The sequence below is a fragment of the Vibrio sp. DNB22_10_4 genome, from assembly GCF_052879755.1.
The window spans coordinates 70,955-93,748 of the sequence record NZ_JBNNXW010000002.1; the positions used below are offsets into that span (position 1 = coordinate 70,955).

The 22,794-nt window shown below is 47.5% G+C and carries 22 protein-coding genes; all 22 read right to left on the reverse strand.

Annotation, left to right across the window (positions count from 1 at the left end; translation table 11 throughout):
• Positions 1-72 precede the first annotated feature (72 nt).
• The gene (locus ACVA6Q_RS08310) at positions 73-1,536 is read right to left on the reverse strand and encodes a sigma-54 dependent transcriptional regulator (RefSeq protein ID WP_353496743.1); all 1,464 of its coding nucleotides are present in this window, start codon (positions 1,534-1,536) and stop codon (positions 73-75) included.
• Positions 1,537-1,750: 214 nt separating this feature from the next.
• Positions 1,751-2,161, reverse strand: a complete 411-nt coding sequence (gene fliS, locus ACVA6Q_RS08315) for a flagellar export chaperone FliS (RefSeq protein ID WP_112461804.1) — start codon at positions 2,159-2,161, stop codon at positions 1,751-1,753.
• 10 nt (positions 2,162-2,171) lie between these two features.
• The gene (locus tag ACVA6Q_RS08320) at positions 2,172-2,474 is read right to left on the reverse strand and encodes a flagellar protein FliT (RefSeq protein WP_446647229.1); all 303 of its coding nucleotides are present in this window, start codon (positions 2,472-2,474) and stop codon (positions 2,172-2,174) included.
• A gap of 25 nt (positions 2,475-2,499) precedes the next feature.
• Positions 2,500-4,461 (reverse strand): flagellar filament capping protein FliD, encoded by a 1,962-nt coding sequence (gene fliD / locus ACVA6Q_RS08325; protein ID WP_446647230.1) that lies wholly within the window; start codon positions 4,459-4,461, stop codon positions 2,500-2,502.
• A 54-nt stretch (positions 4,462-4,515) separates the two neighbouring features.
• Positions 4,516-4,965, reverse strand: a complete 450-nt coding sequence (locus ACVA6Q_RS08330) for a flagellar protein FlaG (RefSeq protein WP_446647231.1) — start codon at positions 4,963-4,965, stop codon at positions 4,516-4,518.
• Between the two features lie 136 nt (positions 4,966-5,101).
• Complete coding sequence (locus ACVA6Q_RS08335) at positions 5,102-6,232, reverse strand: flagellin (protein WP_353496748.1); 1,131 nt, start codon at positions 6,230-6,232, stop codon at positions 5,102-5,104.
• Positions 6,233-6,529: 297 nt separating this feature from the next.
• Complete coding sequence (locus ACVA6Q_RS08340) at positions 6,530-7,663, reverse strand: flagellin (RefSeq protein ID WP_353496749.1); 1,134 nt, start codon at positions 7,661-7,663, stop codon at positions 6,530-6,532.
• Between the two features lie 541 nt (positions 7,664-8,204).
• Positions 8,205-9,341 carry a flagellin gene (locus ACVA6Q_RS08345; RefSeq protein ID WP_353496750.1) on the reverse strand — a complete coding sequence of 379 codons (1,137 nt, stop codon included), beginning with the start codon at positions 9,339-9,341 and terminating at the stop codon, positions 8,205-8,207.
• Between the two features lie 396 nt (positions 9,342-9,737).
• Positions 9,738-10,931 (reverse strand): flagellar hook-associated protein FlgL, encoded by a 1,194-nt coding sequence (flgL, locus tag ACVA6Q_RS08350; protein ID WP_353496751.1) that lies wholly within the window; start codon positions 10,929-10,931, stop codon positions 9,738-9,740.
• Positions 10,932-10,944: 13 nt separating this feature from the next.
• Positions 10,945-12,825 carry a flagellar hook-associated protein FlgK gene (gene flgK, locus ACVA6Q_RS08355; RefSeq protein WP_446647232.1) on the reverse strand — a complete coding sequence of 627 codons (1,881 nt, stop codon included), beginning with the start codon at positions 12,823-12,825 and terminating at the stop codon, positions 10,945-10,947.
• A 213-nt stretch (positions 12,826-13,038) separates the two neighbouring features.
• Complete coding sequence (flgJ, locus tag ACVA6Q_RS08360; RefSeq protein ID WP_446647233.1) at positions 13,039-13,983, reverse strand: flagellar assembly peptidoglycan hydrolase FlgJ; 945 nt, start codon at positions 13,981-13,983, stop codon at positions 13,039-13,041.
• 10 nt (positions 13,984-13,993) lie between these two features.
• Complete coding sequence (locus ACVA6Q_RS08365; protein ID WP_338164992.1) at positions 13,994-15,085, reverse strand: flagellar basal body P-ring protein FlgI; 1,092 nt, start codon at positions 15,083-15,085, stop codon at positions 13,994-13,996.
• Positions 15,086-15,155: 70 nt separating this feature from the next.
• Positions 15,156-15,929, reverse strand: coding sequence for a flagellar basal body L-ring protein FlgH (gene flgH, locus ACVA6Q_RS08370; protein ID WP_353496754.1), 774 nt, complete (start codon positions 15,927-15,929; stop codon positions 15,156-15,158).
• Between the two features lie 15 nt (positions 15,930-15,944).
• Positions 15,945-16,733 carry a flagellar basal-body rod protein FlgG gene (flgG, locus tag ACVA6Q_RS08375; RefSeq protein WP_112462175.1) on the reverse strand — a complete coding sequence of 263 codons (789 nt, stop codon included), beginning with the start codon at positions 16,731-16,733 and terminating at the stop codon, positions 15,945-15,947.
• A gap of 24 nt (positions 16,734-16,757) precedes the next feature.
• Positions 16,758-17,507 carry a flagellar basal-body rod protein FlgF gene (flgF, locus tag ACVA6Q_RS08380; protein ID WP_446647234.1) on the reverse strand — a complete coding sequence of 250 codons (750 nt, stop codon included), beginning with the start codon at positions 17,505-17,507 and terminating at the stop codon, positions 16,758-16,760.
• Positions 17,508-17,565: 58 nt separating this feature from the next.
• Positions 17,566-17,742, reverse strand: coding sequence for a hypothetical protein (locus tag ACVA6Q_RS08385; RefSeq protein WP_446647235.1), 177 nt, complete (start codon positions 17,740-17,742; stop codon positions 17,566-17,568).
• An 18-nt stretch (positions 17,743-17,760) separates the two neighbouring features.
• Positions 17,761-19,065, reverse strand: coding sequence for a flagellar hook protein FlgE (gene flgE, locus ACVA6Q_RS08390; RefSeq protein WP_446647236.1), 1,305 nt, complete (start codon positions 19,063-19,065; stop codon positions 17,761-17,763).
• A gap of 26 nt (positions 19,066-19,091) precedes the next feature.
• Entirely contained in the window at positions 19,092-19,799 is a 708-nt protein-coding gene (flgD, locus tag ACVA6Q_RS08395) for a flagellar hook assembly protein FlgD (protein ID WP_338164997.1), read from the reverse strand.
• A 16-nt stretch (positions 19,800-19,815) separates the two neighbouring features.
• Positions 19,816-20,232, reverse strand: a complete 417-nt coding sequence (gene flgC / locus ACVA6Q_RS08400; protein ID WP_042496991.1) for a flagellar basal body rod protein FlgC — start codon at positions 20,230-20,232, stop codon at positions 19,816-19,818.
• 5 nt (positions 20,233-20,237) lie between these two features.
• On the reverse strand, positions 20,238-20,633 hold the full coding sequence (gene flgB, locus ACVA6Q_RS08405; RefSeq protein WP_042496988.1) for a flagellar basal body rod protein FlgB: 396 nt from the start codon (positions 20,631-20,633) through the stop codon (positions 20,238-20,240).
• A gap of 285 nt (positions 20,634-20,918) precedes the next feature.
• On the reverse strand, positions 20,919-21,749 hold the full coding sequence (locus tag ACVA6Q_RS08410) for a CheR family methyltransferase (RefSeq protein WP_429761366.1): 831 nt from the start codon (positions 21,747-21,749) through the stop codon (positions 20,919-20,921).
• Positions 21,750-21,830: 81 nt separating this feature from the next.
• Positions 21,831-22,766 carry a chemotaxis protein CheV gene (locus tag ACVA6Q_RS08415; protein WP_446647237.1) on the reverse strand — a complete coding sequence of 312 codons (936 nt, stop codon included), beginning with the start codon at positions 22,764-22,766 and terminating at the stop codon, positions 21,831-21,833.
• Between the last annotated feature and the right edge of the window lie 28 nt (positions 22,767-22,794).

Consider the following 22,794-nt stretch of genomic DNA (forward strand, 5'->3'; position numbering starts at 1 on the left):
TATTTGTCGTCAATTTTCAAGCGTGAGCTGCGTCAAATTTACTCTGTCTGGTGAAGAGAAAGCGATGAACACCTAGCGATGAATGGCGTACTTACGCATTTTCTCAACTAGGGTGGTACGGCGCATACCCAGCATATCAGCCGCACGAGCAACGATGCCATCTTGCGCATCCAGCGCTTGGTTAATCATATTAACTTCAAGATCTGCCAGCATCTCTTTCAGGTTCACACCTTCTGGAGGCAGTGACTGAGGCGCATGTTGTGAGTCAAACTCAGGTTCATCATCAAAAGAGAAGTCATCTGAGAAGATACTATCCAGTGCGTCTCGCTCCTGCTCTTCGATGGTCTTGAGTGTATTCATCTCTGGTTGGAATTCCGGGATGTCACTGTAGCGATACTTCACCGGAAGATGGTTTACATCAACTAGGCTGTTTGGATACAGGATCACCATACGCTCTACTAGGTTAGCGAGTTCACGAACATTGCCGGGCCAATCGTGCTCCATCAATGAGTTAATTGAGCGCGGTGCAAAGCAGATTGGTTGACCACCTTCCGCTTCCATGCGTGCTAGAAGCTCTTGAAGTAGCAGTGGAATATCGTCTTTGCGCTCACGAAGTGATGGCATCTCAATTGGGAACACATTTAGGCGATAGTAGAGATCTTCTCGGAACTGAGTCTCTTGAATCATGGTTTCAAGATCGCGGTGCGTCGCCGCTACAATGCGAACATTAGCCTTGATCACTGATGTACCGCCAACACGTTCAAATACTCGCTCTTGAAGTACACGCAGAAGCTTCACTTGCATTGGCATTGGCATATCGCCAATTTCATCGAGAAATAGAGTGCCGCCTTCAGCGAGCTCAAAGCGCCCTTTACGTGCAGTAATTGCACCGGTAAACGCCCCTTTCTCGTGACCAAACAGTTCACTCTCCAGCAGATCTGGTGGGATTGCACCACAGTTAACCGGTACAAACGGGCCTTTGCGACGACTGGAATGATAGTGAATATTGCGCGCCACCACTTCTTTACCAGTACCCGATTCACCTAAAATCAGCACATTCGCTTCGGAACCAGAGACTTGCTCAATTAGATGGCGAACCTCTTGGATACCAGAGCTTTGGCCAACTAGGCTGCGAAACAGGGTATTCTTGCGCGTCGCGGATGGGACTTGTACGCCTTTACGCCCCAAAAACTCGCGGCAATGACGCAAAGCATCGCTGAGCTGCGGGTAATTGAGCGGGAATTCAAGTTCACCAACAAAACTGGTCAGTGATTCAACAGCGCCCGTAAACTCACTAGTGACAAGGAGTGGGATGTGATTTGACACAGCAAGCTGAGCCAGCAAGGCGTTGGAGAGGGTCGCGCTTTGCAGTGCACCGACGATGCACCCAGACCAGGTCTGAGTCCAATCAATTTGATTGATGTCGCTCGATGAAATTGCAACGCAGTGCTCACCTACAAACTCAAGGATAGTCTGAAGGTTATTGCGCACTTGCGAGTCGTCAGCAATAACAAGAAGTTTAGCTAAGTCTTGCATGTGTCAGGAATAATGCCTTGGTAAGTCAACCTATTCATCTGCACACAGCCGCACAATTCGTGCGAAAAATGCGCTTTATAAACGTCATAAGAGTTTTATAAAACAGATGCTTAGGTACAAAAAAAGCGCCATTAGGCTAAGAATGGCGTCTATTCTATTGGCATTAATATAAGAAGGCAACTGACACACCGCCAGTTTAAGAGGTTTATTCCGCTTAAATACCTACTTCTTGAGCAGTTAGGTTGTGATAGTTAGCAGGGATTTGGTCCCACGCTGACTTGATTTCACGGATGATCTCAATTACGTCATCAATTGGCTGCGGGTTGTTTTCATGGTTTGCCTCGGTAATCTGACCGATCATGAATTCGTACAATTGATCTAAGTTTTTAGCGATATCGCCACCATCGTCCATAGAAAGGCAGCTACGCAGGGCAATAATGATGTCGAGAGCTTTACCAATACGCTCACCTTTTACAGGAATGTTGCCTTGCTCCATCGCTGCTTTTGCTTGGATTAGCCTTTCAATAGCACCACCCATCAGCATTTGGATAACTTTGTGCGGTGAGGCAGCCGTCAACTGACTGTCTACAGAAACTTTCTTGTATGCTTGCAATGAACCACGCATCACTATCCTCTCAAATAAATTTTTTGTACTGCTGTAAGGAACGTTTACCGTGTCGGTATTTTCTTAACGACTGTCCCAGTTGTTCCGTTTTTGATTCCATCAGCTGGGCAATATGGTGAGTCGACTCGACCACATGCTGCCACTGAGCACTTTGCTGCAGGTTCGGATTCCTTTTGCAGACATCAATAATGGTTTTGATTAACTGTTCTCTTTTATCGACCAACTGATGAATTTCTTCAGTCTCTGGGTCAATATTTTCTATCAGAGATAATAAACGGTGATCTAAATCACTTAACTCATTGAAAATAAGCATTTAATTAACTCCGTACGGATAAACATTATGATAGTGCATTCATCATGCCAGCAAGCTGCGCCTGCATTTTTCCGGTCGCATCTTGCATCGCGGCGAATTTGTCTTGGGTTCGCTTTTCAATGCCTTCCATACGCCTGTCTAGCGAAGCTTGGTCGTCATTGAGGCGATAGTTTTGCTCCGATAAACTCTTCTCTCGAGTACGGATAGAGCCGGTCATTCCCGTCATGCTATGAATGGCATCTTCGACCTTCTTGGCAAAACCGTTATTACCACCAAAGAAATCACCTAAATTGCCAAAGTTATTGTTGAGCTGCTTATCAAGCAGTTGATAGTTAACTTCAAGACGCCCTTCCCGTGTCGTGGTAATACCGAACTCAGTGAGGGATTGCAGATCTTTTGGTGCGCCTTCGACACTGCTTGAAAATACGCTTTTTAGCCTGGAATCGGCGCTACGTACGATACTGTCACCCGCGAGTGGCCCTGCTCTTCCCGTGGTCGGGTCAACTTTGGATAAGTCCTGAGAGACTTGGAAGAACTGGTTGTAAGCATTGACGAACTGTTCGATGTCGGCACGCACACTATCTCTATCGTACTCAACGCCGATTTCGGCCGCTCGCTCGCCAGGTTTGGTGGTACCTTTTAAGGTTAAGTCGACACCTTCAATCGCATCTTCAATCACATTGTTTTGGCTAGAGAGCTCAGCAACACCATCAAGAAGGACGACCGAATCTTGCGCAGATTGGACTTCAGACATCCCCATGTAAATTTGCATTGAACGTTGAGCTTCAGCGAGTTCTGACTGGATTGCCTCGACTTTTTCTAACCGTTCGCGCTCTTCTGGCGACAGTTTTTCGCGCTCTAGTTTTTTGGCCTCTTCTTCCGTCATATCGCCATCGGCCACGGCCTTCGCGATCGCCGCTTTCTCAGCGGCAAGCTCCTCTTCGAGTTTGGCTTGCGCCTCTTCAGGGGTGACGTAAGAGTCGGTTAAGGTACCAGAGGCGGTGTTCGACCAACCCGGAACTTGTTTCGATTTTTCAATCGCTTTTTCATCAAGCTCAGGTTCTGGAGCTTGATAGGAATCCATTAGGGTGCCAGACGCCGTTTCGGTCCAACCAGGAATGGTATCTTCAGGGCGGCCAGAATTTGCCTCCTGAGGGTTTTCGGGATTGGCTTCGCCTTCTTGCGCTGCCTGCTCGGCACTTTGCGTGTCTTCAGCCGCTTTCCCATCAACGGTTTGACCATCGCCGGTTTCTTCACCTGGCAGAGACTCTTGAGCCTCACCTACAGCTTGCCCTTGTTCACCGTCTTGTGGCGGCAAGCCAAGTACACTTAACGCTTCTGCTTGCGCTTGTTCGAGATCGCGCACGCGCTGTTCTATGGTTTTGAACTCAAAACGGAACAGATCATTGCCTGGCTCAGCTTCAACGCCAATCGTGAGCGCCTTCTCAGCACCAGATTGATCAGAGGCAACAATGAGCCTTGGTCCATTACGGTCTTTAATGATTGAGGCTCGAACGCCGGGGTTGTCACTGGCGCCATTGATGGCTCTCACCACATCAGTGAGCCTGGAATTTTTACGAAGGGATAAATCGAATTGCTCGTCGCCAAGGGAAATTTGCAGCTTACCCGGCCCAAATCGCGTGTCATCAGGGATGACATCTGAGGCAATTTTGTGGCTTTGTGCAAGCTGCAAGACATCGACAGCGTATTTGCCAGCGATCGCATCTGTGGTCGCTGTGGCTGTGACAATATTTTCTTCAGTGCTGTTTACACTTCGCAGTGCAAACGCTTTTTCCTGACGAAAATTTGCCATCAGGTTTTTCATCGTATCGAGTGATTCTCGGAGCCGTCCATAGGCACTGATACTGGTATCAATTTTTACGCGTTCAAAATCAATACGTTGCTGCTTTGGTATGCGCTCCGCATCGACGATTTTGCTCACCATGGAATTGATATCCATGCCAGATGACATCCCTATCGGGCCCATTATTCACCAAACTACTTCAAATCTATACCCACCTGAACTCAATTGAGTCAGGCATTACACCAGCATGTCTATGGTTAACGAGCCATGCTGTTCGATGCGGCGTAAAACGTCGAGCAGTTCTTCATCCGGAAACTGGCGGATCACATCCCCCGTTTCCTTGGCATACACCGTGAAAATGTTGCGTCCAGATTCTTCGTCGACACTAAACGCTAATCCCGTATTCATGTCGCTTAAAAATTTATCCAGTCGCTCGACCATTTTCTCGCGCTCAACATCATTAAGTTGCTGTCGCTCGTTGGCAATGCGTTGAATGACTTCGGTGGCTTTCTTGTTAGTCAGCTCCGGCGTCTCGGTTTTATTGACCTCGTCAACCGACTGAGATTTCTCTTTATTCTCGGTCGTTAGCTGTTGCGAGGCGGCATCTTTAGTATTTTTTGAAGCAAGTTCTGTGCCACTCGATGAGGCAAAAGGCTGAAGGTTCGATGCGTAGGATGAAATGTCCATTCTCGCTCTCCCGTTTCTAACCTCATATTGTCCAACTCCAACAAAGGTACTTCTTGTTGAGCAATAACATTGAAATTGGAAGTTGACGGTAAAGGGATGTTACCGCCAACCAACCTGCCTAAGGTCTACGACGAAATTAGCCTAGTAGGCTAAGTGCCGCCGATGGAGACTGTTTCGCTTGAGCAAGAATCGATGTACTTGCTTGTTGCAAGATTTGATTCTTAGTCATAGACGTCGTCTCTTTTGCGTAGTCCGTGTCTTTAATGCGGCTGTTTGACGCATTCACGTTCTCGTTGATGTTGCTAAGGTTGTTGATTGCGTGGTTGAAACGGTTTTGGAAAGCACCAAGTTCAGCTCGCTGAGAGTCAACACTCTTAAGTGCGCCATCAAGCACTGCAACCGCTTCTTGAGCGCCAGCTACCGATGTTACATCGATATCTTTCACTGTCACATCTTGACCCGCGCCGATGCTAAGATCAGAAGCTAGAGAGCCACCAAATGTCACATCGCCCGTTACTTTTTGCGTTGAAGCGTAAAGCTGCAGTTTGCCATCATCGCCAACAGACGCTTTCACATCTTCACTTTGACCATTGATGTACGTCGCTAGCTGCTCGATGTCATCACCTTCTTTTGCGGTGATATCTAAGCTAACAGCGTCGCCTTGTTTGTTGGTGTAAGACATCGTCAGGTTAGCGCCTGTGCCAACAGCCCAATCTGCGTCTGCGCTGACTGTTGAACCGTAGCTCTTACCACCCATTTCAGCTGTATCAGAACGTAGGTTACCCATAGAAAGCATTACTGCTTCACCAGAGTCGGCACCGATTTGGAAAGATTGTGTGCCGTAAGTACCGTTAAGAAGACGGTTACCACCGAAAGAGGTAGTTTCTGCGATACGGTTAAGTTCGTCGTTAAGCGCAGTTACTTCTTCTTGAATAGCAACACGCTCTGACTTTGAGTTTGAGCCGTTAGAAGATTGAAGCGATAGGTCACGCATACGTTGCAGGATATTGGTGGTCTCGTTCATCGCACCTTCTGCAGTTTGCGCGATAGAAATACCATCATTCGCATTTTTCACCGCCATATCTAGACCGCGGCTTTGCGACGTCAAACGGTTAGAAATCTGTAGACCCGCAGCGTCATCTTTTGCGCTGTTGATTTTATAGCCAGAAGACAAACGCTCCATTGATTTTTGTGTACCTTCCGCAGCGGTATTCAGATAACGCTGGGCGGTCATTGCAGACACGTTAGTGTTTACATTAATTGCCATATTGATCTCCTTAGGCATTTAGGGGTAGATGGCCTCTGTGTCTCTCACCTCACGTTGGCACATCTGATTTCATTTCTCTCAATCCCTGTAACGGCGATTCATTTAGAAGCTTTAGAAAAAAAATGTGTTTTTTTTATCGCAAATTCAATTGATTGAATAAATGTGAGTTTGATCGTGATAAGCCAGGCGTATTGACAGTAGGAAATGACTAAGGCTGGGAGAAATCATGGGAGCGTTAAAAGGGCGAAAAAAAACCAGAGCCGAAGCTCTGGTTTGTATAACTGGTTAGGTATTTGATTAACCCAGTAGGCTAAGTGCCGCGTTTGGCGCCTGTTTCGCTTGCGCCAAGATTGAGCTTGATGCTTGCGATAGGATTTGGTTCTTAGTCATCGCCGTCGTTTCTTTCGCGAAGTCAGTATCTTTGATACGGCTCTTCGACGCGTTCACGTTCTCGTTGATGTTATCCAAGTTGTTGATTGCGTGGTTGAAGCGGTTTTGGAATGCACCAAGCTCTGCACGGTGGCTGTCCACGTATTTTAGAGCTGAGTCTAGGATAGCAACCGATTCTTGCGCGCCGCCAACAGATGTTACATCAATCGTGTCTACTGTTACCGCTTGGCCTGCTTGCATGTCTAAGTCACTTGCTAGACCACCAGAGAATGCTACTGCGCCATCAACTTTGTTGTTACCAGCGAATACTTGTAGCTTACCGTCTTGGTCAACAGACGCTTTCACCATGTCAGTTTGACCATTGATGTACGTCGCTAGTTGCTCAACGTCATCACCTTCTTTCGCGTTGATGGTGATAGATTGTGCGTCGCCAAAGCTGTCTGTTAGATCAATCGTTAGGTCGTTAGCACCTGCCGCTACGCTCCAGTCTTTGTCTTTCGCGTTAGCAGCTTGGTAGCTAGTGCCACCCATTTGTGCGTTGTCAGAGCGCATATCACGTAGGCTCAGCATAACCGCTTCACCGTTGTCAGCACCGATTTGGAATGACTTAGTACCGTGTGTGCCGTTAAGTAGCTTGTTACCACCGAAAGACGTGGTTTCTGCGATACGGTTTAGCTCGTCATTTAGCGCTGTCACTTCTTCTTGAATCGCAACACGCTCAGCTTTTGAGTTAGAGCCGTTTGATGATTGAAGTGATAGGTCACGCATACGTTGCAAGATGTTGGTGGTCTCGTTCATCGCACCTTCAGCGGTTTGTGCGATTGAGATACCATCGTTAGCGTTACGAACAGCAACATCAAGACCACGGCTTTGTACGTTCAAACGGTTAGAGATTTGTAGACCCGCAGCGTCGTCTTTCGCGCTGTTGATTTTATGACCTGAAGCTAAACGCTCCATTGACGCTTGCTGAGATTGGTTTGCGTTGTTTAGGTAACGCTGCGCTGTCATCGCTGATACGTTTGTATTTACATTCACTGCCATGTTGTTTCTCCAATTGATTTTCCGGTGTAGCGGTTTCCGACGTCTCGGAAAACCAAGTAGTTCTCTCAAAGTTAATCTTTTAACGACACGGTGAAAAAAACCTTTAGGAAAAAACGGAAAAAATTTAAATAAAACATCCGTTTGATTACGAAATGAGCAAACAGCAATAGATTGCAAAAAAAGTGCTAAAGATCTCTCATTGGCGGCCGAAACAATCAGATTTTTCGCTTTAAAATTGGCTTAGAGAGTACGGAATGGAAGAGGTTGAGGTGGCAAAAGGTTGAGTGGATAAACAGATTTCTGGTAACACAAAAAAAGAAAAAGCCCCTATTCCTTTGAGAGAACTGGGGCTGGATGGAAGCCATGGCCTGTGTGGAGATCAAGAGAAATGAACACAATCCGGCGTTCCGACATACTTCATGGCCGTATCAGGGCAGGTTGAGAGAGAGAGCCCCAACACTTTCACAAGGTATGCTTGCCAAGCATTAAGATAATTGCGCCACGTCTGGCTAGGTATCTTCTGCTTTATCTGGATGTCTTACTATTGTAGTAGAGACATCGCAGAGTTAGGCAACTGTTTCGCTTGAGCAAGAATCGAGGTACCTGCTTGTTGCAGGATCTGGTTCTTGGTCATAGCGGTTGTCTCTTTAGCGAAATCGGTATCCTTGATGCGGCTATTCGACGCTTCAACGTTTTCTTGGATGTTCGCCAAGTTATTAATACTGTGACTCAGACGGTTTTGCTTCGCACCAAGGTCTGCACGCTGCGCGTCGACATACTTAAGCGCTGAATCGAGTACCGAGATAGCGTTTTGCGAGCCGGCTACCGTGGTCATGTCAATATCTTGTACCGTGGTTTGCAGTCCAGTGTTAGTCAGATCTAAGTCCGACGCAAGGCCACCAGAGATCGTTACATCTCCTTCTAAGTCTGGCTCCGCGATAAAGATTTGCAGCTCACCGTTATCACCCACCGATGCATTTACCAAGTCAGACTGACCATTGATGTAGGTCGCTAGCTGCTCGATGTCATCACCCGCTTTCGCAGCAATGTCTACGGTTACCGCTTCACCCGCTTTCGTGGTGAACTCGAATTTTAAGTCAGCGGCATTCGGTGCTACCGACCAGCTTGAATCTTTTGCATTCGCTGCAGTAAACGTGGTGCCGCCCATACGGAAGTCGTCAGCACGGATGCTAGTTAGTCCCATGATCATGGCTTCACCAGAATTAGCACCGATTTGGAATGATGCATCGCCAAACGAGCCGTTAAGCAAGCGACGACCACCAAACGAGGTGGTTTCTGCAATACGGTTTAGTTCCGCTTGCAGAGCTGTCGACTCTTCATTGATAGCCTGACGCTCTGATGGCGAGTTAGTGCCGTTTGACGATTGAATCGCGAGATCACGCATACGCTGCAGAATATTGGTCGACTCATTCATCGCCCCTTCTGCCGTTTGTGCAATCGAGATACCATCGTTAGCGTTTCGCATTGCCACGTCCAAACCACGAGACTGCGCAGTTAGGCGGTTAGAAATTTGCAGACCCGCTGCATCGTCTTTGGCACTGTTAATTTTGTGGCCTGATGACAAACGTTCCATCGACGTATTTAAGTCATTCGAAGACTTATTGAGATAACGCTGCGCGGTCATCGCAGAAACGTTAGTACTTACTGTAATTGCCATTTTGCTCTCCTAAATGAGTTCGCAAGCGCTTCAAGTTGGATTGCGACGCGGCCAGATAGCCGTTGGCAACGACTGACCGTCTACATCCACCTGATACCCCGTATCAGATGGAGTATCTGTTCAAATTCTCTGCCTGAGCCCTGCCAAAACGGCAAAGCACAGTGGTTCAATTTAGTTAATACAAATCACGTGCCAAGTTTTGGAACCTGAATCATGTTTCGCTTAAGTTATTAACAATCAATAAGTTAAACCCATAGCATTCATCGCACAGATGTGTTGTGGAAAACTTATTGATAAGAGTGGCAATGTGGCTGTACGCTGTTTTGCCGCTCTTAACTTTGCATTCCTGCTCCTAAGGCTTGGCACATAGGGCAACCGAGAACACAAAGCGAAGAATTATAAATAGTTAAATAAAGTCAGATCTTTGGTCTTACCAAACGCAAGCTGCGAGGCTTGCAGCGCTCTTGAATTCTCTTCAAATTCAATCACCGCTTTTGAGTAATCCAGATCCTCAAAATTGCTTTTCGAGCGCGCTAGCGAGATTTTGAAATCTTCATGCTGCGCCTCTTGAATATCTAATGTCCCGAGCCTTGCGCCGGTATCAGTACGCGCCTTAGTCAAATGCATAAACGCAGTATGAAATTGCTCTGTGGCTTGATGCAGCTCAGCACTGGCACTGGCATCGGCGACATCGTTATCCATTCCGACAATGGCATCGCGAAACGTATCGAAAACACTGAAGGTTTTTTGTGGTTCAAGCTCAATGGCATCACCCGGCGTGATTTGACCTCGAACGCGAATGTTCAACCCTTCGAACTCAACACCAGTTTTCGGATCGTAGTCGTCCGCTTTCACCACTGCGCCATCGCGCTCTAGCTGATAGCCAAAGCTATCATTGCCCATATCGACAAAAGTCACTTTGTAGCGGCTCTCATCACTGGCGTTACTGTTGGTGGCTCGTTGCAATAGCAGCTCTGAAGCATTTTGCAGCTGATAGTTTGCTGAATAGTCGCCAAATGGGTTTTCAATTTCCATAAACAGCTTGCTGCCAGGATCGCTGGTCGCAATTTCCATGCTGTTTGAAATACGCATCTTGCGTTGGTAGTCATCACCGGCGTACGACATCTTGCCATTGCTATCGACAAAAAACGGCTGAGTACGACTCTTAGTACCTGCAAACGTGTAGTTGCCGGATTCATCTTGCGTGTTTGCTAGTGCCAAAAAGTTCACCGCCAACTCTTCAATTTGGCGCGCCTTAGCTTCGCGGTCTTGTGGCGACAGAGCACCGTTGATCGCTTCCATGGTTAAGCGCTTGGCGTGGTCGGCAAATTGCTCGGTTTCACGCAGCATCACTTCTTGATGCTCTAGACGGTTACGAGACAGCACGATTGAGTCAGTATGCTGGTTTAGCTGTTCGGTTTGCTGACCCACTTTCTGCAGGTAGTGCACCGCTAGCGGATCATCCGCAGGCTTTTGTAGCTGTTTACCTGACGCTAGCTGCGCCTGGTTGTGGTGAATTTTGTTTTCCTGACGACGCAGGTCATTTTGAACAGTTTGATAGTTATGAAAACTAGAAATGCGATTCATCATGTTCCATTACCTCCTATCGCAATGCCAAAATGGTATCGAAGGTTTCATTGGCCGCCTGCATCACGCGTGATGAGGCCATATACGCCTGCTGAAACTTCATCATATTTGCCGCTTCTTCATCTAGGTTTACCCCAGAAATGGACGCGATACGGCTTTTCGCCGATTCGTGTTCAAGATTGGCCACTTCTTGCAATCGAGTTGCCGTAGACGCTTTCAGGCCAACCTCGGTATTTAGATTGTGATAAACATCGATTACCGTCGAGTTACCACCATTCAACGTTTTATCTGTTTGAATGTTGATCATTTTGCGAAGGTTACCGTTATCACCTTGCGCTGGGTTTAGGTTTGCGGCAAACCGGTCGTTAGGTAGCGCGCCATCAGTCAGCTCAAAGGTCGTACCCAAGACGGTAACAGGATCGGTTGGCGGATATAGCTGAGGCGTCAGTAATACATTGCCTTGCTTATCTGTGACCGCAAATTCTTTCCCGGTTGGCGATACATGGACTTCGAACTCGCGAAGTTGGCCTGCACCAAGAATGGTAAATTTAGCGTTACCTTGAGCACGTGTAGAAGAAGCCTCAAAGCTGTTTGCAGCAATAGTTTTTGGATCATCGGTCGCCATTTTCATCGTCGCAGCGCCATTTCGCGTCGGTCTTAGCAGGACTTGCTCACCTACTTCAGGGGCGTTTTTGATGTTGACCACCATGCCATCTAGATAAAACGCACCCGAGCTAACATTCACGTCCACGGTTTGCTTTTCACCATTTGGTTTGGTGACCAAGTAGTTATTGCCATCAAATCGCAGCTCGTATTCACCGCCTTTCAATTCGCTCGTATCGGCAATGTATACCGCCATATCGGCTTTAGAGTTTGGCGCGGTCACCACGCGTGATTTGGCAATCACTTCGCTATTTACGTCAACGAAAATGTCGGCACCCACTTGACCATTAAGATCCAAACCTTGGTTTTGCAACTTGTTGACTTCAAAAGAGAACGCGGTGGCGAGCTTACCTAACTCGTCCATAATGAATGGGATCTCTTTATCACGCAGATCCAACATCCCTTCGATCTTACCGCCAATGTCATCGGCTTTGATTGGTTTGATCCCCTTGCCTTCGACCATGGCTAAGCGTCTTTGGTGAACGTCGGGCGAGCCGTCGATCATCTTTAATTGGCTTGCTTCTGTGCCAGAGACTAGAGTGTGGCCATTGCCAATGTGAACATTAAACCCTTCTGATTCAGCCTTAGGTGTCACCGTTACTTTGGTGTACTCCGATAGCTCTTTGATAAGCAGCTCGTGCTTATCCATCAAATCAATGTGCGGCCCTGGTGTTCTCACCATTAGACGATGAACGTCGCGGATCTCATGAGCAAGCTGGTTGACACGCTCAATACCCATATCCAACTTTTTGTTGGCGGTATCGGCTTGCTGACGCATCGATTCGTGAAAGTTGTTCATGGTTTGACGAATCAAATCCGCCTTTTCAAGCACCACAGTACGAGCACCAATATCATTCGGTGTATCGGCAAGCGTTTTGACTGAATCAAACCAGTCATTAAGGTTTTCTGGAATTTTTTTCGACGCCACCGATGACAGCATGCCCGACAACAAATCGAGATTGGACAAGCTCTCATTGCGAAAATTCATCTGGGTGGTGGCCATATTGAGCTCTTTGACGGCAAACTGATCCCAAGAGCGGCGAACATTTTCCACATGCACACCCATACCGTAGGTTTGCCCACCAAACTGCCTAGGGTCACTGGTACCCTGAACCACAGATTGACGGCTGTAACCCTCTGTATTTGCATTAGAAATGTTATGACCAGTCGTGGTTAACTGTCTCTGAGCTGTGAGTACACTTTGTGACCCTAAGTTCAGAAGATCTGACGCCATATCGCCCCCAAAAACCTCAAAATCGGGCAATAATCATCATGATTTGCCCGTCGTTGATAGTTAAAATGCAACATGTATGCCAGTTGCTAAAAAATGCCGGAAACGAATGTTTTTATGGATAAAAAACGACCGACGAACGACCATTTTCTTAAGCTAGAAACGACATCGCTCGGCAACGATGCCGAGCGATGGTTATTAGAATCTTGATGACGACTAAAGCGCCATGTCATCAATCTGTTTTTTAACCCTAAGTACCTTATCGGCATAGCTTGGGTCGGTGGCGTAACCTGCCTGATGAATATCACGAATGAACGACTCAGAGCCTTCACTGCGATTTAGTGCCGACTGGTAGCGTGGGTTTTCATTCAAGAACTTCACATAGTCATTGAAGCTATCTTCGTAGGTGCGATAAGAGCGGAATGCGGCACGCTCTTGCACTGGCACATTTTGGTGGTATTCCAGAGTTTGCGTTGCCACCTTGTCACCACCCCAGCTGCGATCTGCTTTGATGTTGAATAGGTTGTTACTGCTACCTTGGCTATTGTTGACCACTTTTTGCCCCCAGCCCGTTTCCAGTGCCGCTTGCGCTAGAAGGAGTGAAGAGTCCACACCCAAAGAACTCGCGGCGCGATCGGCGTAAGGTTTCAGTGAACTCACAAAAGTCTCTGGCGTTGCAAAATCGACTTGTTTGGCGTTCGTTCTTGTTCCATCAAGTCCCAATGCTGCAGCTGTACGACGCGCCTTAGCTTCATCGTACTTGGCTTCACGCTCTGGTAAATCAAACGACTCATTGCGCACACGAAGTTCATGATTGCTTGCCGATTGAGCTTCAGGCGCACGTGCCGCACCAAGCTGAGCAACAATCATGTCCGCAAGCCCAAGAGAGCCATTCGCGCTTAGCTCACTCGACATCTGTTCATCGAGCATTTGACGATAAAACTGGTTGTTTTGGTTCATGGATAAGTCTGACTCGAAATGGGTATTCGCATCACGCATCGACTTAAGCATCATGGTGGTAAAGATTGACTCGAACTGACGCGCTGCCGCTTTCAGCGCTGCGTCATCGTCCCCTTCTTTACCGCTGACAGCTTGCTGACGAAGTTTGTCTAGGCTACCGATATCGTGAATAAATCCGATATCGTTGGGATTTTTCATCATGTTAGCGCTCCTAGATTACGATCAGCTGGCCTTCGATAGCGCCTGCTTGTTTTAACGCTTGTAGGATAGCCATGAGATCCGATGGCGCCGCGCCTACTTCATTCACCGCACGCACCAAATCATCCAGTGTTAAACCCGGCTCAAACTTAAACATTTTGCCTGAGCCTTCAGTCACTTGAATGTCTGAATTAGGCACAACCACCGTTTCACCACCAGCGAATGCGTTAGGCTGACTAACACGTAGGTTTTCTTTAATGGCGACCGTCATACCGCCGTGAGTCACTGCCGCTGCTTTTAGCTTGACGTGTTTACCCACAACGATGGTGCCAGTTCGAGAGTTAACAATGATTTTTGCACCGCTGTCGGCGGTATCAAATTCCACGTTTTCAACCGCAGATAGGAAGGCAACGCGCTGGCTTAAGTCACGTGGCGCACGAACGCGTACCGAAGTTGCATCCAATGCGTTCGCCATTTGCGGCCCCAAGAAGTCATTGATGGCATTCGCCATGTTTTGTGCAGTGGTAAAGTCTGACTCTAGTAGGTTAAAGGTGATGTAGTCACCGCGAGAAAATGGGCTTGGTACTTCACGTTCGACCGTCGCACCACTTGAAATCATACCTACAACTGGGTTGTTACCAACAATCTTTGAGCCATCGAGACCTTCGGCACTAAAGCCACTCACAACCAGGTTACCCTGAGCGACCGCATAAACCTCACCATCCAAACCTTGCATGAAGGTTTGCATCAGTGTGCCGCCGCGGAGGCTTTTTGCCGCGCCGATAGAGGACACGGTGACATCAATCTTTTGCCCCGGCTTTGAGAAAGCCGGCAACTCTGCGGTTACAATCACCGCGGCCACGTTTTTGAACTTAGGCTTGAAACCGATCGGCATTTGAATACCGAATTTTTCCAGCATTGAACGAAAGCTCTGCTCGGTAAACGGCGTTTTTTCACCGGTACCTGGTAGACCCGTTACCAGACCATAACCCACCAGTTGGTTACTACGCACACCGGCAACTTCTGACACATCCTTGATGCGTGCCGCTTGCACACTTGCCGCGGCAAAGCACAAACCCAATAGTAAAAACGTAAACTTTTTCATGATGTTACCCTAAAAACAAACAAACCCTCTTAGGAGAGGGTTTGCCGCTTACGATTCGATTAATCCACTCCTATAGGGAGACATTAAAAAATCGTGCCAAGAATCCAGGTTCTTGCATATCTTGTTGAGTTCCAGTGCCAGAATACTGAATTCGTGCGTTAGAAATACGATTTGACGCAATGGTGTTATCAAACTCAATGTCATCTGGACGAATGGTGCCACTAAGTCGAATGTACTCGTCACCGGTATTCAATGTTAACCATTTTTCGCCGCGAATCACCAGATTGCCATTTGCGAGTACCTCAATGACTTCAACGGTAATTGAACCAGAAATGCTGTTGCTTTGGTTTGCTGATGCATTGCCTTTAAAGTTATTGTCGTTTTTAAGCTCATAAGAGAAGTCATAGTCGTTAATCGTCACCGGACGACCACCCACCGCTAATGGCTCCATGGATGAGTCATTGGCTTTCGACAAATCGGCATCGGCACTTTTTGCCGCTTTGGTGGCTTCATTCAGCTCGACAGTGATGATGTCGCCAATACCACGTGGTTTGGAATCATCATACCAATCGCGAGCGTAATTGGTGTTAAACAGTGAACCTGTCGCCGCCGCGTAATGCTCTGGCTTATTTTTTGGGTGAATCGGCGCCCAGGCAGGATCGTCAGCAACCGGATCCGTTCGGCCGCGTAGCGTATCCACAATGCCAGTTGATTGAGAGCGATCACCCTCGACGGCATCAACCGCTGTGGTGCTATCAGCGACTTCGTCGACAGTTTCTTGCGGGCCAAACTGCGCACAACCAGACAACACAGCCAATAGCGAGATACAAAACAGTTTTTTCATAAGTCAGACCTCTAGCTACAGCTGCTGGTTAGCAAAGCTCATCATCTTGTCGACTGACGAGATCACTTTGGAGTTCATTTCATACACGCGCTGCGCTTCAATCATGTTGACCAGTTCTTCCGTCACGTTCACGTTTGATGTTTCTAGTGTTGATTGACGAATTTTACCAAAGCCATCAAGACCTGGAATGCCTTCGTTTGGATCGCCACTGGCGCCCGTTGGCAAGTAAAGGTTTTGACCAATCGGCTCAAGGCCGCCTGGGTTAATAAAATCAACGGTCGTGATGTTACCGACCACTTGATTATCTTGTTGGCCACGCACACGTACTGACACTTCACCATCCGTACCCACGGTAATCGAAATTGCATCTTCTGGAATGGCAATTTCTGGCTCTAGCGCATAACCTGCACCCGAGGTCACAATGATGCCTTCATCGTTTAACGTGAACTGACCATTACGGCTATAACCGATGTTGCCGTCTGGCATCAGTACTTGGAAGAAACCATCGCCTTCAATCATCATATCTAGGCTGTTGGTGGTGGTTTGTGCATTGCCTGGTGTGTGGATTTTCTGGGTCGCAACCACTTTTGAACCCGCACCTAACATTAGGCCACTTGGCAGCTCTGTGTTTTGCGATGACTGACCACCAGGTTGATTAATGTTTTGATAAAACAGATCTTCAAATACCGCGCGGCTTTTCTTGTAGCCAACGGTTGAGGCGTTCGCCAAGTTGTTTGAGATGGTTGAAATATTGGTTTGCTGCGCGTCTAAGCCAGTCTTACTTACCCAAAGTGCCGGATGCATATTCTTCCCCTATGTCCTTACCAATTAACCCATGCGAAGCAGTGAATCAGACGCTTTGTCCATGTCTTCTGCTGTGCTCATGAGTTTCACCTGCATCTCAAACTGACGCTGCAGATCAATTAAACTTGTCATCTCACCAACGGCATTCACGTTACTGCCCTCAACCGCGCCGGTCATCACTTGCACAGCGGCAGACGCTTCAAAACCAAGCGCAGGATCTTTGCTGCGGAACAAACCGTTAGTGTCTTTGAATAGTGAGCGGTTATCTGTGTTGGTGAGTTTGATTCGATCCACCACTTCCATCTCATCTGCTGGCGCGTCTTGAGGAATAACCGATACCGTGCCATCACGACCGATTTCGATTTTTCTTAGTGGGATTGGCACCGTGATCGGTGTACCACGCTCACCAAGAACCAAATGGCCGTTGCTGTTCGCTAGAAGACCATTTTGATCAACACGCAAACTGCCGTTACGGGTGAGGCCTTCTTTGCCAGTTTTATCCAGCACAGAAATCCAACCTTGGCCTTCAATGGTGACATCGAGATCACGACCTGTGGTCACAACACTGCCCTGCTCAAAGCTATGGCCTGGACGCTCTGTCATGCTAAACACACGGCTTGGCAACCCTTCGCCATACGCTTGCATTGAGCGCGCTTGGGCAAGGTCGGCACGAAAGCCAGGTGTGTTTGCGTTAGCAAGGTTGTTCGCTCTTAGCTGCAAAGCTTGCATATTTTGCTTCGCTCCGCTCATGGCGAGATACAGGGCACGATCCATTGATAGCTCCAACATTCAAAGTACTAGAGCGTTAAAGCAATCTCTGTGCCAAAAAGTATTATTTATATTTATCAGTGAGATAGAAAGATTTTGTAGGGATAATTGCCAGATCGGCAAGGGCGGCAGGCGCGGCAATGGCAAAGGAAAACGGCAACGCGGCACCGGGCGGCAAAGCATTGCTGAAAAAACGCACAAAGCCGCGTGACAGGCAAACGCCCATCACGCGGTCAATCAATTGTCGAGCTAGGTTCGATTAACGAATTTGCAGGATGTTTTGTTGCAGCTGGTTATGTACATCCAATGCACGAGAGTTCGCTTGGAAGTTACGCTGCGCTGAAATCAAATCCACCAGCTCTTGAGTCATGTCGATGTTCGACTGCTCAAGGGTGCCGTTATTAACGGTACCAAAAGAGCCTTTGTTGGATTCACCCCAGATCTTTTCACCAGATGCAGAAGTCGAATCCCACTGAGTACCGCCTTTCTTGTCAAGGCCTTGCTCGTTTGCAACTCGAACCAATGCCACACGGCCAAGGTTCACGTTTTTGCCGTTTGAGTAAGTACCCAACACGTTGCCTGCTTCATCAAAATCAACTTTAGTCAAAAAGCCTGGCATCGCGCCATCTTCATCCAGCTTAGTGATTTCAAACGGAGCAGCAAATGATGTATGTGTGCCCAGCTTCAGGTTAATTGCCTGTGAAGGATCAGCGTCGTTCAAATCAATACCTGCGGTCGCGAAATCAACGGTTTTCACTGGCGCGCCACCATTCACCTGGTTAAAGGTGCCATCATTTTTAAATGTAATGGAGTGACCCACGTGGCCGTTTGCTGCCGCCGTATCACCACCGTCAATGTTCAGTGGCTTTTCACCCTGACCATCCGTTAGTGTGTAGAACGCATTCCAAGTGTTTGGCGTGGCTGGGTTGCTTGACTTAAGGTAGTAGGTGGTCATCTTGTAAGACTGACCTTTTGAATCGGTCACTGTTACCGATGTTGCACGGTCATAAGACGTTTCATCGTTAAAGTTAAACAGTGTCGGATCGTTTTCTTCCGCGCTCGCTGGCAGGTTCGCACCTAGTTCAACGTTCTTCGTCGCTTCAGGAACACCATATTCCGCTCGAACTTCAATCGGCTCTGCTTCATAAGAAGTCACTTGGTCAGTTTTTGGATCGACCTTATAACCGAGCAGGAACTCATCGTTAGACGTTACGAGCATGTTATCTTTGTTTAAGTGAAACGCACCGTTACGCGTCAGTTCGTTTTGCTGCGGAGTAAGGCGATCTTTTGCCACTGCAAAGAAACCTGTGCCGCTGATACGAAGATCCATTGGGTTGTTGGTATAAATACTTGACCCTTCATGGAACTGCTGCGCGACTTTGCTCGCCTGCGCACCGCCACCCGGAGTGGTTTTTGCGTTAGTGAACAAAGAGTTTGAGTACACATCACCAAATTCAGCACGCGACTCTTTAAAGCCGTATGTGTTGGCGTTGGCAATGTTGTTACTGGTGGTGTTCAGATCTAGCTGTGCCGCAGATAGACCGCTTAAAGATACATATGACATTCCTAATCTCCTAATCTAACCAGCGGTTATGCTTTGCCGACTTCCAGTACTTCTGCTAGTCGAACTGGACTTTCAAAGCCAGCTAGGTTGAGCAGTACGTTTCCATCGCCTTTGCCAAGAAGTACACTGTTGACGTTGGCGTACGTCGACACTTCAAACTCTCGGCTTTCTCCTTCCATCAAGCCAGAAGCTTTCACTCTGTACTTGCCAGCAGGCATTGGATTACCTTGATCATCTTTGCCGTCCCATTCTACACGTGCATCGCCACCAGGCTGTGCACCTACATCGAAGGTACGAACCAATTGACCCATTTCATTTTCTACACGAACAAGCACGTTATCCATTGATTGCGGCAGCTTCACCATTGCAGCCATACCGGCATCAGCGGGTTTGATACCTGCTGCCCCCGGCACCAGAACGTCACGTCCTACTAACGAAGACGCTTGCAACGCTTGGTTAGAGGTCATTGATGAGTTAAGGCTTTCGAACTGAGTGTTCATTTTGCCAATGCCATCAACGGTCGCGAACGACGCCATTTGCGCAATCATTTGGTCATTACTGACCGGCTTAAACGGATCCTGTTGAGACAACTGCTTAGTGAGTAGTGACAGGAAGTCTTCTTGCTTGAGATCCTGTTTACCCGTGCTCTCTTCAGTCTTGCTTTGATCTTGCAGTTTTTTTAATTGGTCAAGGTAGGATAAACTGCCTTGACCAACATTGTTGATTCCAGCCATGTGCTATCTCCTATCTCTATTTACCCATTCGCAGTGTGCTCATGAGCATCTGCTTACTCGCATCCGCCACCTGAACATTGGTCTGGTAAGAGCGAGATGCTGAGATCATGTTTGCCATCTCTTCCATCACGTTAACGTTCGGCTTGTAGATGTAGCCTTCGTCGTTCGCCAATGGATGATCTGGGTTGTATTCCGCGCTAAGTGGTTTATCACTTTCCACAATGCCCATCACTTTCACAGGCACGGTGTGGTCGCGGTTATATTTTGCTTTGCTCAGCTCAGCACCAAACACGGCATGGCGTGCCTTGTAGGTGTCTTTCGCTGAACTACTAATGCTGTCGGCATTGGCGAGGTTACTTGAGGTGGTGTTTAGACGAACCGATTCGGCGCTCATCGCGCTACCCGTTACATTGAAAACGTTAAATAAGCTCATCTAAATTACTCCCCTTTGATCGCTTTGGTCATGTTTTTGAACTTGCTTCCTAGAAAATCAATAGAAGCTTGGTGACGCAATTGGTTCTGCATGAACAAGTTTCGCTCTAGATCCACATCGACGGTATTGCCGTCGCCCGTATCTGGTTGAGTCGGCGTGCGGTACAACACTTCGCCAGAAACATTGGTGGAGGCAGAAATGTGCCGTCCATCGGTGCGACTAAGACCAATACTTGCCCCTGAGCTTGCCGCTTTTAACGCACGGTCAAAGTCCATCCCTTTCGCCTTAAAGCCAGGAGTATTTGCCTGTGCAATATTGGTAGAGATGACTTCTGCATTCTTTTCACGTACCCCGACGGTATGTTGGTGAATGCCTAGTGCATTGTTAAAAGAGATGGCCATTTAAACCTCATCGTTCAAAAACAGGTGCCTGTCATAGTTATAAAGCAATATCCGCGCCAAAAATGTTTGCCAATGTAAAAATTGCCTTCATTTTCGTGCAAGCGGACGATTTAGTGAGTGCCATAACGAAAACTGTCTAGCAAACACTGCGCCAATAAGGCGTTGGATAATTAGGAATGTCATCGCACCGCTCATCCAAAGCGGCACTATGGGTGAGCATAGCAAATAAAAAAGCCTTGGTGATACACCAAGGCTTTGAGAAGGGATAACCATTAACGGAAATTGTTAGGGTTTGAGCTTATAAATGATGCCCGGGTTACAACGCACCATTTCAAATTGGTCAGTTAAACCCGTCAACGACTCTGACGCGCCTAGCAGCAGATAACCGCCAGGGTTTAGGCTACGTGCCATTTGGTTGAGTACTTTGGCCTTCATATCCGGCGAGAAGTAAATCAATACGTTGCGACAGAAAATAATGTCAAACTTACCCAGCAACGCGTAAGAGTCCATTAGGTTCTGAGGCCTAAAGTTGACCAAACGCTTGACGTTGTCTTTGACTTTCATCTTACCGTTGCCGGCATCTTCAAAAAACACGCGGCGACGCTCAGGCGACAATCCGCGTCCTAGCGCTAGATTGTCATATTCACCGACTCGGCACATGTCGAGCATGGTATTGGAAATATCCGTGGCAGTGATCGACACATTTGGAAGTAAACCAGGCTTCTTGGTTTGCGTCTCTAAAATGGTCATGGCCATCGAATACGGCTCTTGGCCTGATGAGCTTGCCGCTGACCAAATTTTTATTGGTCTTTTGTTTGCCGCCGCTTCAGGTAGGAGCTTATCGGCAAGCACCGTAAACGGATAACCATCGCGAAACCATAAAGTCTCGTTGGTGGTCATGGCATCTACTGCGGCAATGCGTAACTCGCGGTTACGTCCAATGACAACCTCTTTTAACAGCTGTGACAAAGTGCCTAAACCAAACTTTGATACCAATGGGCTCAAACGGCTACGCACTAAATATTGCTTGCTATCACCAAGCACAATGCCGCATTGGGATTCCAAAAAGCGGCTAAATTCACGATACTCTTGATCGCTAATGGTTATCGCTGTCATTCAATTCTCTATACTACTTTACTAAAGGCTTGCTTTTTAAGGCTGCATTTTACACAGCCGACAAGCTCTCATTTTTTACTTTTAGTCAGCGATGACTGCGGCTTTTACAGCGCCTCCAAGCTCTTCTGGGTTGAACTTGGCGATAAACTCATTGGCGCCCACTCGCTCAACCATCGCTTGGTTAAATACACCACTTAACGAGGTGTGAAGGATAATGTGCAAATCTTTCAGCTCAGCGTGACGGCGAACCTCTGCCGTTAACGTGTAGCCGTCCATCTCTGGCATCTCAATATCAGAGATAAGCAGCGAAATTTGGTCGTGAATGTTACCTGCAGCGGCCATTTCTACCAGCTTGTTGTACGCTTCTTTGCCATCTTTAACCAAAATGGCTTCAAAGCCAATAGACTCAATCGCTCGTTGTACCTGTTTTCTCGCAACAGCCGAGTCATCTGCAATCATAATGCGTTTTACCATTGGCTTCTGCTTTTTCTGCTCTGCCACAGCAATTTCTTCGACAATGCGATGATCCATTTCCTCACGCACTGGTGAAATCTCCGCAAGGATCTTTTCTACATCAAGAATTTCAACCAGCTCATTATCAATATTGGTGACGGCAGTCAGGTAGTTTTCTTTACCAGCACCTTCTGGTGGCGGCAAAATCGACTCCCAGTGCATGTTAATAATGCGTTCAACAGAGCTGACTAAAAAGCCTTGTACACTGCGGTTAAACTCGGAAATGACAACAAAGCAATTCTCAATATCGGTGGTTGGTCGACCACCTACTGCTAAGCTCAAATCAATCACTGAAATAGTCTGACCACGGATGTGCGCGACCCCTTTGACTAACGGATTGAGGTTAGGCATACGGGTGAGCTTTGGACACTGCAGCACTTCTTTAACTTTGAACACGTTAATACCGTAACGCTGGCGGCCCATCAAACGAAAGGTCAACAACTCTAGTCGGTTTTGACCTACTAGCTGAGTTCGTTGATTCACCGAATCCAAGATACCGGTCATAAGTTCATCTCCATCTCAAACTTTTAAG